Origin of the sequence: Acinetobacter calcoaceticus DSM 30006 = CIP 81.8, assembly GCF_000368965.1 — a bacterium.
Taxonomy (GTDB): domain Bacteria; phylum Pseudomonadota; class Gammaproteobacteria; order Pseudomonadales; family Moraxellaceae; genus Acinetobacter; species Acinetobacter calcoaceticus.
Genome location: NZ_KB849779.1, coordinates 502,498 through 518,601 on the forward strand (window position 1 = coordinate 502,498; position 16,104 = coordinate 518,601).

General features: G+C 37.4%; 13 protein-coding genes and 2 pseudogenes. 8 read left to right on the forward strand and 7 right to left on the reverse strand.

Features of this window, described 5'->3' with window-relative positions:
* The first annotated feature begins 3 nt into the window (after positions 1-3).
* Positions 4-366 carry a hypothetical protein gene (locus F936_RS04770; RefSeq protein ID WP_005045299.1) on the forward strand — a complete coding sequence of 121 codons (363 nt, stop codon included), beginning with the start codon at positions 4-6 and terminating at the stop codon, positions 364-366.
* Between the two features lie 166 nt (positions 367-532).
* Here F936_RS04770 and F936_RS04775 read toward each other — a convergent pair whose 3' ends face one another.
* Positions 533-763 (reverse strand): hypothetical protein, encoded by a 231-nt coding sequence (locus F936_RS04775; protein WP_004640301.1) that lies wholly within the window; start codon positions 761-763, stop codon positions 533-535.
* A 392-nt stretch (positions 764-1,155) separates the two neighbouring features.
* Positions 1,156-2,022 (reverse strand): MBL fold metallo-hydrolase, encoded by an 867-nt coding sequence (locus F936_RS04780; protein WP_004640298.1) that lies wholly within the window; start codon positions 2,020-2,022, stop codon positions 1,156-1,158.
* 107 nt (positions 2,023-2,129) lie between these two features.
* Between F936_RS04780 and F936_RS04785 the strand changes: the two are divergent.
* From F936_RS04785 to F936_RS04810, 6 genes and pseudogenes are all read left to right on the forward strand, one after another.
* A pseudogene (locus tag F936_RS04785) lies at positions 2,130-3,058 on the forward strand (LysR family transcriptional regulator).
* Positions 3,059-3,186: 128 nt separating this feature from the next.
* Positions 3,187-3,741, forward strand: coding sequence for a nucleotide exchange factor GrpE (gene grpE / locus F936_RS04790; protein WP_003656003.1), 555 nt, complete (start codon positions 3,187-3,189; stop codon positions 3,739-3,741).
* Between the two features lie 119 nt (positions 3,742-3,860).
* Positions 3,861-5,801, forward strand: coding sequence for a molecular chaperone DnaK (gene dnaK, locus F936_RS04795; RefSeq protein ID WP_003656004.1), 1,941 nt, complete (start codon positions 3,861-3,863; stop codon positions 5,799-5,801).
* Between the two features lie 328 nt (positions 5,802-6,129).
* The gene (locus F936_RS04800; protein WP_005045302.1) at positions 6,130-7,047 is read left to right on the forward strand and encodes a matrixin family metalloprotease; all 918 of its coding nucleotides are present in this window, start codon (positions 6,130-6,132) and stop codon (positions 7,045-7,047) included.
* A 111-nt stretch (positions 7,048-7,158) separates the two neighbouring features.
* Positions 7,159-8,141, forward strand: a pseudogene (locus F936_RS04805) (M57 family metalloprotease).
* Positions 8,142-8,242: 101 nt separating this feature from the next.
* Positions 8,243-8,617 carry a hypothetical protein gene (locus tag F936_RS04810; protein WP_080595501.1) on the forward strand — a complete coding sequence of 125 codons (375 nt, stop codon included), beginning with the start codon at positions 8,243-8,245 and terminating at the stop codon, positions 8,615-8,617.
* Positions 8,618-8,679: 62 nt separating this feature from the next.
* On the opposite strand, the gene F936_RS04815 is transcribed toward F936_RS04810, so the two are convergent.
* From F936_RS04815 to F936_RS04830, 4 genes are all read right to left on the reverse strand, one after another.
* Positions 8,680-9,972 carry a lytic murein transglycosylase gene (locus F936_RS04815; RefSeq protein WP_005045307.1) on the reverse strand — a complete coding sequence of 431 codons (1,293 nt, stop codon included), beginning with the start codon at positions 9,970-9,972 and terminating at the stop codon, positions 8,680-8,682.
* Between the two features lie 707 nt (positions 9,973-10,679).
* Positions 10,680-11,801: a 5-(carboxyamino)imidazole ribonucleotide synthase gene (locus F936_RS04820; RefSeq protein WP_005045309.1), complete on the reverse strand. Its 1,122-nt coding sequence runs from the start codon at positions 11,799-11,801 to the stop codon at positions 10,680-10,682.
* A gap of 9 nt (positions 11,802-11,810) precedes the next feature.
* Positions 11,811-12,326 carry a 5-(carboxyamino)imidazole ribonucleotide mutase gene (gene purE / locus F936_RS04825; protein WP_002115451.1) on the reverse strand — a complete coding sequence of 172 codons (516 nt, stop codon included), beginning with the start codon at positions 12,324-12,326 and terminating at the stop codon, positions 11,811-11,813.
* Positions 12,327-12,687: 361 nt separating this feature from the next.
* Positions 12,688-13,050: a DMT family protein gene (locus F936_RS04830; protein ID WP_080547845.1), complete on the reverse strand. Its 363-nt coding sequence runs from the start codon at positions 13,048-13,050 to the stop codon at positions 12,688-12,690.
* A 238-nt stretch (positions 13,051-13,288) separates the two neighbouring features.
* On the opposite strand from F936_RS04830, the gene mpl reads away from it, so the two are divergent.
* Positions 13,289-14,662 (forward strand): UDP-N-acetylmuramate:L-alanyl-gamma-D-glutamyl-meso-diaminopimelate ligase, encoded by a 1,374-nt coding sequence (gene mpl, locus F936_RS04835; protein WP_005045311.1) that lies wholly within the window; start codon positions 13,289-13,291, stop codon positions 14,660-14,662.
* Positions 14,663-14,730: 68 nt separating this feature from the next.
* Here mpl and F936_RS04840 read toward each other — a convergent pair whose 3' ends face one another.
* Entirely contained in the window at positions 14,731-15,981 is a 1,251-nt protein-coding gene (locus F936_RS04840) for a low temperature requirement protein A (protein ID WP_005045313.1), read from the reverse strand.
* Between the last annotated feature and the right edge of the window lie 123 nt (positions 15,982-16,104).

Genomic DNA, 16,104 nt, shown 5'->3' on the forward strand with positions numbered 1-16,104 from the left:
ATTATGTCAACAAAACTAGTTGTTACTTTATTAGCAACCAGTCTCTTAACTGTAGGCTGTGTGGCTTATACGGATGACCCTTCTTATCGTGGTGGCTATGGTTACCATGATACTAATCGCTATGATCGCAATGATGGACGTCGATATAATGATTGGGAACGAAAACGCTGGGAAGAGCGTCAAAGAATATATGAACAACAACGAAGAGTTGCTCGCGAACAGGACCGAAACCGTCATGAGTGGGATAAAAGACGCCATGACGAGGATAAAAAACACCGTGATGACGATAAAAGACGCCACGAGTGGAATAAAAAACGAGTAGAAGATCGTGATCATAATCGTCGAGATTCTCGTCATGATGACTAAATTCTTTACTATATAAAAAGCCCCAATAAGCTACGTCTTTTGGGGCTTTTTTGAGAATTCTAAACTCTCTTAATTATAGAGTAATGAGTAGCAGCTCATTCCATATATAAATCGGCATCTTAAATATATGACTCTATAACCTTTTAACTGTTCTTATTACTAAGAATTACTGAGCAGTTGCAGAACCAGAAACTGAACCTGAAGCACCAGCATCAACTTGACCTGGTTGTGCTTGGCCAGAAACGCCAGCATCAACACCTACACCAGCTTCTACGCCAGATGGGCTAGCACTTGTTTGAGCAGAACCTGATGCATTTAAACCAGCTTCAGATGCACAACCAACAGCTGTAAAAGCAACGCCAGCAAGTACTACAGAGATAAGACCTAATTTTTTCATAATCGCTTTCCTTTCATTACGACAAACACTTAAATGCAAAGATCATCTTTGCGCTGCCTATAATTCACAATTTTTTTTTCTGGCGTGCGTATCATTGGTTGTCTTTTGTAGTAATAGAAGTACAAATTGTGCAATTTTTTATTAAATTCTCTTCCTTAGCTTCATCTCTACCTTTTATATAAAAGTAGCAACTTAAGCTTTTGTTTAATTTTATCAATTTTTAATTTTGATCTTAAGCCTTTTGCTCTACTCAAAAAAATTCTCTTTATAGAAACGCTATATAAGGTACGTAGAATGTTACAGAGGTTTTTTGCTTAAAAATTCCTGTTCCCATTAAAAAAGCCGAGTATCAACCACGGCTTCTCTAAAAATTTACGATATTTCGATTTAAATTACGGCCACTGCATCTCGCCTTTTACAACTTTTGCACCTAGCTCTAGGCTATCCACACTCTTTAATGTTGGATATTGTTTTTGCATGAGCTGACTCAGCTCACTCGCATTTTTACTTACTTTAACGGCTTTCTCATAGCTCTTGAGATAGTCGATCGAAAAGTTAACCGCATCCAAACCTTGTGGAGCTCCCTCAACCATATGGGCAGGAACAACCGTCTGAGGTTGAAGCGCTTTAATGTTTTCTAGAGTTTGAATTACTTCATTGCGGTCTTTAACTTTTGGTGTATCTGCCATCCATAAATGAATGCCTGAAGATACAGGAATACCACCTACTACTGCCTTAGAAGAAGGAATCCATAAATAAGTGAGTTCTTTCTTACCTTTAATTTCAATTGACTCATTCTCTAGTTTTAAAGTTTTAGCAGTGTAAGCTTGAGGCACAATAATTTGGCTAGGCGCATTTGCACCCATTTGTGGACCCCAATACTTCACTTTAAGGGCTTGAGTATCTTGAATATGTTTAACAGTTTCCGGAGTTGCGATGATTTGTACATTTGGGAAGTACTGTTTAAATACATCTAAACCAAAGTAATAGTCGGGGTCACCATAACTTACGAAAATTGTCTTTAGCGTTTTACCGCTATCGAGAATATCGGCAGCAATACGTAATGCTTCAGATTTTGAGAATTGCGCATTAACCAATAGAACTTCTTTATCGCCTTCAATTAAAGTAGAAGTCACACCAAAATGTTCTGGTTTAGCCAGAAAACTTTGGATTTTTAGATCTTGTGCAAAAGCTGTGGAAGCCATCGTCAAAGCTGTAGCAGTTGCTAGAGCCGAAGCAGTTAATTTAAAAAATTTCATTATGTATTCTCCAATTTCATAAGGAATACTTTAAATTGCAATTTCTGTAAGGTAAATGCACTAAACTAAGATAAACTGTTGCATAAATTGTAATAATGATAAAGCATATGGACACATTAAAAGCCATACAAGTCTTTGTTTCTATTGCTCAGCATGGCAATTTAACCAAAGCCGCAGAACATCTTAATTATTCCCGTGCCATGGTTTCTCGCTATCTTGAGCACCTAGAGCATACATTCTCAACTCGCCTATTTCAGCGAAATACTCGAAAAATATCTCTCACTCCAGCCGGTGAAAAAGCCCTTCTCTACTGCGAAAATATTTTACAACAACAACAACTTTTACAAGAGCTAGCAGCACCCGAACAACATAACGGTACGATTCGTTTCACTTGTGGTTTATTTTTATTTCAATTAGGTGTTGGCGAATGTATTCGTCAATTTAAAAAGCAACATCCACATATTCAATTTGATGTATATCTTACTGAAAATACAATTGACTTGATTGATGCACAAGTCGATTTAGCTTTGCGTATAACGCAAAAAGTTGCAGATGGATTAATTGCGAGACCTGTCTGTCAGATCGAATCAGTATTTTGTGCTCATCCAGACTATTTAAAACAGCACAGCCCCCTCTCTCACCCACGACAACTTATTCAATATGAATGTTTAGCTCACCATAGCCAGCATCAATACTGGACTCTTTTTGATGAAGAGCAACAACCACAGAATTATCCTTTAAACGTTACCTTTAAAAGTAATGATGTAAATGCTGTTTATGATATGTGTCTACATGCTCAGGGTGTAGCTATGTTGCCTTCACTATTAGTTAAAAAAGATTTAAAAGAAAAACGACTAGTTCCTTTATTTAAAAACTTTTCAGCTCCGGAATTAAGTCTGTCAGTGGTATATGCATCTAGGCAGCATTTACCCAAAATAACTCAGGAATTTATTGCTTTTATGATCGAAAATTTAGATTTTTACTTAAAACCGCAAAATTAAAAGCTTTAAATTGTCGTGTACGCTTGAATTTTTAGGCAGTGCCCATACTTCATACCTATTAATGAATTACAGCATATGCATGGCAGTTCAGGTTTTACACAGTAAATACTGATGCCAAAAAGGACTGTACATGTTTAAAAACCCATTTAAACGGAGATCATCAATGGCTAATGAGCAAAATGAGCAAGCTCAAGACATTCAACACGAGCAAGCAGAGCAATCTAATGAGCAAACTCAGGCTGAAGGTGGAGAGCAAGCAAACGACGTTACCGTTGAATCTTTACAAGCACAAATCACTAAATTAGAAGAAAGCCTTAAACTTGAAAAAGCACGTACAGCGAATGCTGTTTACGAAGCACAAAAAAGTGTAGAGCGTATTCAACGTGAGTCTGAGAAGCATAAGGAAACTGTGCTTGAAAAATTTGCAAAAGAATTGCTGGATTCTGTAGACAATCTAGAGCGTGCAATTCAAGCAGCGGGTGATGAAGAAACTCCTGTACTTGAGGGCATTAAGTTAACCTTGAAGTCACTATTAACCACGCTGGAAAAATTTGGTGTTGTAGAAGCTGACACTCAAAATGGTTTCAACGCAGATTTACATCAAGCAGTGGGCATTGCCCCAGACGCTAAAGCGAATGAAATCGGTACCGTTTTACAAAAAGGCTATACCTTAAATGGTCGCTTATTGCGCCCTGCTATGGTTATGGTTGGTCAATAAATAAAAAATTGAGAGTTTTTAGATTTTTTTTCGCTAAAACGCTTGAAAAAAATAGATTCACTCTCATATCGGATAACAAGCAAAAAACATTGCAAAAGAATTTTTGAGGAAAACGTCACATGGCAAAAATTATTGGTATTGACTTAGGTACTACCAACTCATGCGTTGCTGTACTTGAAGGCGATAAAGTAAAAGTAATCGAAAACGCTGAAGGCACACGTACAACTCCATCGATCATTGCTTATAAAGATGGCGAGATCTTAGTGGGTCAAAGTGCTAAGCGTCAGGCAGTAACTAACCCGAAAAATACATTATTCGCTATTAAGCGTTTAATTGGTCGTCGTTATGAAGATCAAGCGGTACAAAAAGACATCGGTCTTGTACCTTATAAAATCATCAAAGCTGACAATGGTGATGCTTGGGTAGAAGTAAACGATAAAAAATTAGCGCCTCAACAAATCTCTGCTGAAATCTTGAAAAAGATGAAGAAAACTGCAGAAGACTATTTAGGTGAAACAGTTACAGAAGCAGTTATTACTGTTCCTGCTTACTTTAACGATGCTCAACGTCAAGCAACTAAAGATGCGGGTAAAATCGCTGGTTTAGACGTTAAACGTATCATTAACGAACCAACTGCTGCTGCACTTGCGTTCGGTATGGACAAAAAAGAAGGCGATCGTAAAATTGCTGTTTACGACTTAGGTGGTGGTACTTTTGACGTATCAATCATTGAAATCGCAGACCTTGATGGCGACCAACAAATCGAAGTGTTATCAACAAATGGTGATACTTTCCTTGGTGGTGAAGACTTTGATAACGCGTTAATTGAATTCTTGGTTGAAGAATTTAAGAAAGAACAAAGTGTGAACTTGAAAAATGACCCACTTGCGTTACAACGTTTGAAAGAAGCTGCTGAAAAAGCAAAAATCGAGCTTTCTTCATCGAATGCAACTGAAATCAACCTTCCATACATCACTGCTGATGCAACTGGTCCTAAACACTTAGTGATCAATGTAACACGTGCAAAACTTGAAGGTTTAGTTGCTGATTTAGTTGCTCGTACAATTGAACCTTGCCGTATCGCGCTTAAAGATGCTGGTCTTTCGACTTCTGACATCTCTGACGTGATTTTGGTTGGTGGTCAGTCTCGTATGCCACTTGTACAACAAAAAGTACAAGAATTCTTTGGTAAAGAGCCACGTAAAGACGTGAACCCTGATGAAGCAGTTGCAATTGGTGCTGCGATTCAAGGTGCGGTATTGTCTGGTGACAAAACTGACGTTCTTTTATTAGACGTAACACCATTAACTTTAGGTATTGAAACAATGGGTGGTGTATTAACGCCAATCATTGAGAAAAACACGACGATTCCTGCGAAGAAATCACAAGTGTTCTCTACTGCTGCTGACAACCAGCCTGCTGTAGATATTTCTGTTTACCAAGGTGAACGTAAGATGGCTCAACAAAACAAATTGTTGGGTAACTTCCAATTAGGCGACATTCCACCTGCTCCACGTGGTGTGCCACAAATTGAAGTATCTTTCGACATCAATGCTGATGGTATCTTGAAAGTATCTGCTAAAGATAAGAGCACTGGTAAAGAGCAATCAATCCAGATTAAAGCAAACTCAGGTTTGTCTGATGCTGAAATCGAAGCAATGATTAAAGATGCTGAAGCGAATGCTGAAGAAGATCGTAAGTTTGAAGAACTTGCAAAAGCTCGTAATGAAGCTGATGCATTAATTTCAAGCTCGAACAAAGCTGTAAAAGATCTTGGTGATAAAGTTACTGAAGATGAAAAAACAGCTGTAAGTACTGCGGTTTCTGAACTTGAATTAGCAACAAAAGAAAATGATGTTGAAGATATCAAAGCTAAAACTGAAGCTTTACAAAACATCTTAATGCCTATCACTCAACGTGCTTATGAACAAGCACAGCAAGCTGGTGGTGCAGAAGGCTTTGATCCAAATGCATTCCAAGGTGGCGATGCAGGTCAACAAAAAGCTGACGATGGCGTTGTAGATGCAGAGTTTACTGAAGTTAAAGATGACAAAAAATAATTTGTTTCTTTAATAAAAAACCGCGCTTAGGCGCGGTTTTTTATTAGTTACAAAAAATAACAATAGCTTTTTAAGGATATTTTTAATTATCTTAATGTCAAAAAGATCAATGATAAAAACTAATCTATTAATTATAAAAAAGATTTTATAAACTAAAAGACATTGTTACTTATTACATTAATTATTCCATTATTGCCAAGTCTAAAAACATCTTTTTAAATTTTTATAGCCAGATCACAAATTCCTCCACTCTCCTGCATTTTTTATCATTTTGACGAAATTAATTAAGTAGCTAACAATAAGATTTATTTATATTTTTTATTTTGCCATGAAAAAATTTCTATGGTGGGGACTTAGCTTGTGTTTATGCATAAGCTTACAAACGACGAGCTTTGCTCAAAGTAATCTACCAATTGCTTCGTCTAATCAACCTTTAAAGTATCGAATTGCTTTTATTGACCCACGGTTTCAGCTCAGTAAAGAACAACTTATTGAAGTAAGCCAACAAGCTGCTGAAATCTGGCACAAAGAGACTGGAAAAACCTATTTTTCTTATGATTCAGAAGCACAGTTATCAATTAACTTAATTTATGATGATCATCAAATTATTAAAAGTGAACAACAAGAAAATTTAAATGCTCTTTTACAAAAGCAGGAACAATGGCGCATTAAAAATGAAGAGATTATTTTAAACAAACAAGAAATTGATCAGCTATCATCTGATTTGAACAAAAAAAAGATCAGTCTAAAAGCTGAATTTGAACACTATCAACGAGACGTAACACACTTTAACCAAGGGGAACATCGATACTATCTTGCCGATGAACTAAAAGAGCGGCAAAACCAACTACAACAAATATCTGGAAATTTGCAAAATGAATCAAATAATTTAAATTTTAGAATTCAAATGCTTAACAAAAAAATTAAAGAACTAAATCAAGAGCAAAGCGATTTAACAACGTTAATGACACAATTTAAGCTAGAACAAAAAACCAGTATTCAGACCTTTCATAAAGGCTTATTCAGTCAAAACCAAATTCAAATTTACGGTTATGCTTCTTTAAATGATTTACGTTTGACCCTTGCTCATGAGTTTGGCCATGCTTTAGGACTAAAACATACTACTGATCCCAAATCTTTAATGTACCCCCGTTTAAAAGAGCAAGATATTCATAATTTCAAATTAACAGATTCCGATTTAGAGTTATTAGGCTCAATTTATAGTTCAATTAAGGAAAATCATTAAAGTTAAATGATTAAAAAAAATAAACAAAACCAAACATATTGAATTTTTTCTAAAAAATAATTTTGCATTTGGTAAAAACTAATGAGACTAAAGTCGCATTTATTTATCTGAATTGTACATTTTTTGATTGATTTTTCACTTTATATTCTTATAATACGTTTTTTTTTAAAATCTCCCCCTCTTCTATTATGCGTTTAACATCTTTGTTACTAGGCGTAGCCTTTGCTTTTTCTAATTTTCAGGCTAATGCTAATCTTGCCACTCCAGCTCATACTCAAATTCAGCAAAAAGCGGGTCAGCACTTGACTTATAAAATTGCTGACATTGATCCACGTTTTGGTTTGAGCCAAGATCAATTGATTCAGATTAGCCAACAAGCTGCAGATATTTGGAAACAAGGCACTGGGCAGGATTATTTTACTTATGATCCAAATGCAAAGTTAGAAATTCGTCTAGTTTACGATAATGGTCAAAGTCGTTCTGAACAACGTCAAAAAATTGCAGCTCAGTTCCAGCAAGAACAGCAACGTGTAATTGATGAACAGCAACAAATTAAGCAATTGAAGCAAACCCTTGGTCAAACTCAATCTGACCTTGAAAATAAAAAGCAGATTTTGAATGGCAAATTGAAAAATCTTGACCAGCAAATGATGCAACTTAACCAAGGCAAATTAGCACCTGAATATAGTGCTAAATCTTTAGCTAAAACCCAGAAAGATTTGCAAAAGCAAACCGTTGCTTTAAAGAAAGAAATTGCTGCATATAATGAGCAAGCTAAAGATTTAAATGTCAAAGTTACTCATTTTAATCAGATTAATAATAAGTTTAATGAATCATTAAACGAATTTAAGCAAAATGCTCAAGCAGATGTCTTTAAAAAAGGTATCTACAACGGCAAACAAATTGTGATTTATGAGTTTAAGTCTATTGATGATTTACGTTTAACGATTGCTCATGAGTTAGGACATGCACTTGGCTTAAAACACAGTGATCAGCCAAATGCATTGATGTACTCAGTTCGTAAAGATGGTGACAAAAAAATCACTGGCCTTACTGACGCTGATCGTGATCTATTGAGTGCTTTACCTCAATAATTAAGAACTTGATATAAAATGATGTATCTATTTCTAGATAGATACATCGAAATTCATATCAAAGTCATGTTATTGTGGTCATAAGAGCTAACGAAAATAGAATGGAGATCAAGATGAGTTACTATCATATCCTGATTGAAGTAAATGATCATATCAGCACAATTGAACAAACACGCGATATTGAACTGTTTGATATTATTGAAATCAAACCGTATCTTCATTCTATTCTAATTCCCTTTTTCAATGAGCATGAAATCGAGCTTGAAGATGAAAATATTGATTATAAAGATATTTTGCATCTTGAAGTGAAACAGACTCTGCTACCGATTGAACATTTAATTGAAGAAGAACAAAAGCAATTACCAAGTGATACAGATGTTACGATCACTGCGTATGAAATCTTTAATGATCGAGATTTAAGCCAAGATGTCACTTCAGTTATTTTTGATATATTAGAAGCGGTTAAATTAGATTAGCAATCTTATACAAATACTTATAAAAAAGGTCTGCATGTGCAGACCTTTTTATTATTTTCAGTTTATTGCATCATTTTTTGGGCTTGTTCTTGGCGGAATGCGCGTAAGATTTGTTGCCCTGCTCGTCCAGTTGGATTTAAACCTAAACGAGTTTGCTCCTGACGAATAGCCACACGGGTTTTATCCCCAATAAGACCATCAACCGCACCAATATCGTAGCCGCGATTAATCAAAAACTGTTGGATTTCACGACGTTCTGCACGTGAAGTTCCTGGATCATCAGTTGGCCAAGATGTCGCAAAAGGACGAGCGCCTTTTAAACGATCAGATAGATGAGCAATTGCAAGACCATAACTTTCCGCAGCGTTATAACTATAGATAGCATCAAAATTCTTAAATACTAAGAATACTGGACCATTTACGCCTGCTGGTGCCATTAAACCTGCCGAAGTACTGCTAGATAAAGCTCCTTGGACAAGTGGAGAGCCGTCAATCCGAGTAACACCTCGCGCACTCCAGCTACTCAAAGCTTTCTTTGAGCGTCGCCCTTCTCCATCAACTGACATACCTTGGGGAACTTTTACTTCAAAACCCCATGGCATTCCTGCTTGCCAACCCGCTTTATTTAAGAAATTAGCCGTTGAAGCCAATGCATCAACTGTACTAGACACCAAATCGCGACGACCATCTCCATCAAAATCAACAGCTAATCGTTCATAGGTCGATGGCATAAATTGGGTATGACCAAATGCACCAGCCCATGAACCTTTCAGTTGATCTTCGGTTAAGTCACCACGCTGTAAAATACGCATGGTGGCAAAAAATTCAGTACGGAAATAACTTTGTCGGCGACCTTCACAACTTAAAGTTCCGAGTGCTTGTAATAAAGGATATTTTCCAGAAATATCACCAAAATTACTTTCAACACCCCACACTGCCACAATTGTTTCTGGTGGCACGCCATAAGTTTGAGAAGCACGATTTAAAACATCGCGATATTGTGCCAACTTTTGTTTTCCAAGCTCAACACGCTCTTCATCGACTAAGCCAGAAAGATAATCCCAAATTGGTGTCGAAAATTCTGGTTGATAATTTAATTTATCAATAACCGAATAATCTGGAGTTAAGTTTTGAGTATAACGATCATAGGTTGTACCAGAGACTCCAGCAGCAATCGCTTGAGAGCGTAAATTTGCCAAACAACTTTGGAAATTATTATTAGGCGTATAATTTTCGTTAGTCACTGCCGGAACAGTGGCACTGCTAGATATTGTAGAACCATTAATTACGAGCTCTGCTTGAGCCTGAGTCATTGCTAAAAATACAGAGCCAACAATACAAGAAAAACGTCGCATATTATCCCAGTTTCAATTTTTGAATTTAAATTTTTAAGTACCATACCATTATGAGTCTAAAATTTCAGAGAGAAAACGTAAATTTGAATTCATAATCTCTTCTTTAAATTCATTTCCATTGTTTTAAATTCAAATTTTCCACTTTATTTTGAATTTAAAACTTCGACCAGTGTGCATCACCAGTTTTGAATTCAAAATAATAGCGTATAGTTTAAATTCAAAAACCTTATTTTAAATTTAAACTATAAAACATGTGTTTCTGTGGATAAACTTATCCACAACTGAGAAAAACAGTACTATTTATTGATTCTTTTCTATATTTCGTCATTCTTTACGACATGGCAAATCTAATCAACCAAACAATCTGTGTTTTTAAATTCAAAAAGCGACCCATGTTTTAAATTCAAACTTGCCACGTTATTTTGAATTTAAAACACTTCAACAAACATCATTAGTTTTGAATTCAAAAAATATAGCCTCCACCATCTGTTATAAATCAAACTCTCTTGTGGATAACTAACTTTAAATTCAAAACAATGTAGAAAACTTGTTTTCATTTTTTAAATTTAAAAACACCATCAATATTTAAATTCAAAAATTCCTATAAAAAGTTATCCAAAAATCCAAAAATACTTATGATTTATTTTTTAAATTTAAAAGATAAAAAAAGCGATCCGAAGATCGCTTTTTTGCAAAATCAAAAGTATTTAGAGGGTCATATCTACTGTTAGAGCGAGTGGTTCTGGCAAAATTTTCGCCAATTGACGGCATAAGGTCGTCAATTCATTGCTATCCACAGGCATTAAAGTGATATGACCTAACTTACGGCCAGCACGTTCTGACTTGTTATAAAGATGTAGATGAGCACCATTTAAGGCAAGTACATCTTCAGTTTTAGGATGCTGACCAATGATATTGATCATGACCGTTGGACGAACAACGTCTGTTGAACCTAATGGAAGACCTGCAACAGCTCGAATATGGTTTTCAAACTGAGAACAGACAGCGCCTTCAATTGACCAGTGACCTGAGTTATGCACACGTGGTGCCATCTCATTTGCACACAAACCTTGTTCTGTCACAAACAGCTCTAGAGTCAACACACCAACATAGTTGAGGTGATTCAACAACCGTGTAATGTAGTCTTGAGCAACAGGCTGTAAAGCTTCACTATTCGGTGCTGGAACAATTGAATGCGATAAAATGCCATTATGGTGGTGATTTTCAGCCAATGGCCAAGTTTTTACTTCACCATTTTGGCCGCGCACCGCAATAATTGAAACTTCGCGAGAGAATTTAACAAAGCTTTCGGCAACTAGACTTTTTGCAGGGCCAAGTTCAGCCCAAGCGGTGTCAATCTGGTCTTCTGAACGAAGTACAAACTGACCTTTACCATCATATCCACCAGTTGCAGTCTTAAGCACAATCGGTAAACCAAGCTCAGCAACAGCCTTTTTCAAACTTTCTAAGCTATCTACAGCACGATACGGCGCAACGGGAATAGTAAGTTCATCAAACAATGCTTTTTCTGACAAACGATTTTGCGCAGTCGCTAAAGCAACACGGGGAGGGTGCAATGCTTTGGTTTGTGTTAAAACATCAACATCTTCAACTGGTGTATTTTCAAACTCAAGACTGAAAACATCAGCACTTTCAATAAACTGCTTTAAACCTTGCTCATCTTGACTAGAAAAGACTTGGCCTAAAACACCTGCTGGACAATCTGTATTTGCTTCAAAAAAAGTACACTGAATATTTAATGGTAAAGCCGCTTGAGCCATCATTCGACCCAGTTGCCCACCACCAAAAATACCGATAGTTTTATCCATCTCAGCCTCTTACACCTGACCCGGAATATTTTTGCTTGCAACTTTATCAGTTTGCGCAGCACGGAAATCAGCAACATTTTTTGCGATTTCAGGACGAGTTAAACCTAAGATTTGTGCCGCCATAATTGCTGCATTCGTCGCACCTGCTGGACCAATCGCTAAAGTACCTACTGCGATACCAGCTGGCATTTGTACGATTGAAAGCAAAGAGTCTACGCCATTTAAAATTGATGATTTAACTGGCACACCTAAAACTGGTAAATCAGTTTTTGCGGCACACATTCCAGGTAAATGCGCTGCACCACCAGCACCAGCAATAATCACTTGAATACCACGATCACGCGCAGTTTCTGCATATTCAAATAAACGATCTGGAGTACGATGAGCAGATACCACTTCCGCTTCAAATGGGACACCAAGCTGTTTAAGCATATTGGCTGTGTTTTCGAGAGTTGCCCAATCAGATTGAGAACCCATAATAATTCCAACGAGAGGTTGAGCGTCTTGTGCTGCGGCCGCATTCATTGCTAATGTTCCAGAGACAAAAGTAAAAGAAGATAAATCTCGACGAGAGCCAAGTTTTAAATGGTTCGGAAGCCCATTATTATAGACTGATTTTTCATCTCACGAAAATTTAACTGACCAGCTCTGCGAATATTTTTAATATCATCAAAAAATGTCATGGTTTAACAGTGACACATTCTCAAATTTTATTAATATAGCGCGCTTAATCAACTCAATGCCTTTGACTATGAAGACCCAACGCCAAGGGATCAACAATTTTCTAAAATTCTAAAAAAAGCGTGTAAACACCCTGCAAGATAATCAGGTATTTAGAAAATAATAGCTTGTATAGAATCAATTATTCAATACAAGCTATTGCAGATTATTGGCTTCTAAATACGAAATAAACACAACCAAATAGACATAACATCGCCCACAAGTAATCTAGTTTAAATGGTTGTTTAAACAAGAAAATCATAAACGGTACAAACACAATCAGCGTAACCACTTCCTGTGTGATCTTCATTTCACCGAGTAACCAACCTTGTGCACTCAGCATACGAGTAGCAGGAATCATAAAACTATATTCAAGCAGGGCAATAATCCAACCGAATAAAATCGCTTGCCAGAGTGGAGCATGGTGCAAAAATTTAAGGTGCCCATACCATGCAAGTGTCATAAAACAGTTAGAAATAATTAATAGCGTAAAAGCTAAAACCGTTGGGCTCAAAGGCACATCCCTCATCATCACGATGATTTAAGTATTATTAAAGATACAAAACATTATAAAAGATAAAACTGTAATTCAGCTTAAATACAAAAAATAAAGCTGTACTTTTATAAGGGCCTCAAACACATAGAACAACAACGATTTTTGACTATCTTTTCCCGTTTAGCCTTGCTATCGTTGCTGCCAAATTTATCAATAATGAACGCGCAGACACTTGACGTGCTGTGTATAGAAGCAGTGGAGAAGGCGAGCAATGCATCTGCATATCTTGGGTATTTGTGGCACTTTTATGGGCTCTTTAGCACTTTTAGCTCGTGATTTAGGGCATAAGGTAACCGGTTCCGATTCAAACGTTTACCCACCAATGTCTACCCAGTTAGAAAACGCAGGTATTACCCTCATGCAAGGCTATGATCGTAGTCATTTGCAGCCTCATCCTGATTTAGTGATTGTCGGAAATGCCATGAAACGTGGTATCGATGCTGTGGAATATATGCTTAACGAAGGTCTACCATATATTTCTGGTCCACAGTTCCTTGCTGACCACGTTTTACAAGGTAAACATGTACTTGGTGTAGCTGGTACTCACGGTAAAACCACGACTACAACCATGCTGGCTTGGGTACTTGATCAGGCGGGTTTAAACCCAGGCTTTTTAATTGGTGGTGTTCCACTTGGTTTTAGTGAAAGCGCTCGTTTAGGTGGCGGCAAATACTTCTGCGTTGAAGCCGATGAATATGACTCAGCTTTCTTTGATAAGCGCTCTAAGTTTGTTCACTATCACCCAAAAACGGCGATTTTAAACAACCTTGAATTTGACCACGCCGATATTTTTGATGACTTAGCGGCTATTCAAAAGCAATTCCATCATCTTGTTCGCACCATTCCAAGTGAAGGCCGTATTATTGCGCCAATTACTGAAACTCATATTGATGAAGTACTTGAAATGGGCTGCTGGACGCCGGTCATTCGTACAAGTCTAGAAGCGAATGAAAAAGCTGCTTTGTCTGCCGAACTCATTTCAATTGATGGCAGCCATTTTAAAGTACTTGAAAATGGTAATGTCGTTGGTGAAGTTAAATGGAGCATGACAGGGCAACATAGCGTAGCTAATGCTTTGGCAACGATTGCAGCCGCTCAGCATGTGGGTGTCGCGCTTGAAAAGGCTTGTGAAGCTTTATCTAACTTTGGTGGTGTGAAACGTCGTATGGAGTTGCTTGGCACAGTCAATGGTATTGAGGTTTATGATGACTTTGCTCACCATCCAACTGCAATTGACACGACTTTAGATGGTGCACGTAAACGCTTAGGCGAACGCCGTTTATGGGCCATTATCGAACCACGTTCAAACACCATGCGTATGGGCAGCCATAAAGATGGCTTAGCACACTCAGCACGCTTAGCAGACGAAGTCATCTGGTATCAGCCAGAAGGTTTAGATTGGGATTTACAACCCGTGATTGAAGCTGCGTCTAACCATGCTCAAGTTAGCCGTTCACTTGATGAAATTATTGAACGTATTGTCAATGAAGCCGGTGAGAGTGATGCCGTCGTGATTATGTCTAATGGTGGCTTTGGTGGATTACATCAAAAATTAATGAATGCATTAAAAGCAAAAGCTGCTTAACTTTTGCTTTTAATTATTCAATAAAAAAACGGGTTTCAATTTGAAACCCGTTTTTTTATTCAGGCGTTTTAAACCTTCTCTGGTTCTATATTGGCTATAAATTTATTAAAAACCATTAAACGTAAACTATAGACAATACCCATCGCAAAAACGCTATATCCCACGTTATTACAAATAAACGGAATACATAAAATAATGAGCGCTGTAATAGGGTAAAACCATTTGCTGATTCCCGCTAAACATTCAAATTCATATAGCACCCAAATACAGGTGGTATAGAGCACTATACTCACCGCAACGACTATTCCCATATATAAATCGGAAATATGGGCATGATGAGTAGTGACATCCACTGCCGCTGCAAGCGCAGCGCCCACCGTAGCAATACTCACAAAAACAAAGTAATGACCATACCCCCATACAAACGGGCGCACACCTTTCAAATGGTGATGCTGTTCACTACGGTCAAAATAAGCCCACCACATCGCGAACATAAGCATCAATCCACCGATCATTAAGAAAACGGCAGGAATATTAATAGATTGAGCAGTCAGCGCATCGCGGATTGCATTAAAGCTACCAATAATTGATTCACCCAACACAATAATCGTAAGCAGGGCATAACGCTCTACAATATGATGTGGATGCCACGGCGTAGGTGAATATTTTTCTGCATAGTAGGGAACAAATAGCTCCATCGCAGCCAGAAATAAAAATAAAGGGACTGAAAGTACATGGGTAAAATTGGCAACTAACCAACCAATCTGTACCAGTACAATCCCTATTGCATAGCGATAAGCCGTAATACGTCGAGCAGGATCGTATTTTGCTGCACGCAACCACTGGGTCACTAACGCCATTCGCATAATGACATAACCGATGATCATTACGTCAAAATCCTGACTATGAAATACATCGGGAATACCTGCTGCCATTACCAATGAACCTGCAATTTGTACAAAGGTGAGGCATCGATACAACGCATCGTCATTATCGTAAGCCGAAGCAAACCATGAAAAGTTCATCCATGCCCACCATAGCGCGAAAAATACCATCAGGTAACTTGGTAACGCATGCCATAGATGATTTTCAATAATGGCGTGGTGTAACTGCTGACCTGCTGTTGCAATCGCGACCACAAAAATTAAATCGAACAATAATTCGAGGGGAGTCGCTGCTCTATGCGGCTGTTCTGGATCTCTTGGAGATAAAGGCCTCAAACTTAATTTTTTCTGTTTTTCTTGAGTAGTCATAAAATAACGTTCTCGAATAAAATGCCAACACGTTAGCACTTTAATATTAATGCCCAGATCACGCATTAAAAATTATCTAGGTCTGCTGTTTAATCTTTACTCACAAACAAACTATATTTCATTTTTGTGACAATTCTTTATCAAGACATTAAGCTTAATTCTTTATCATAGCTCACGTTTTTGTTCTCG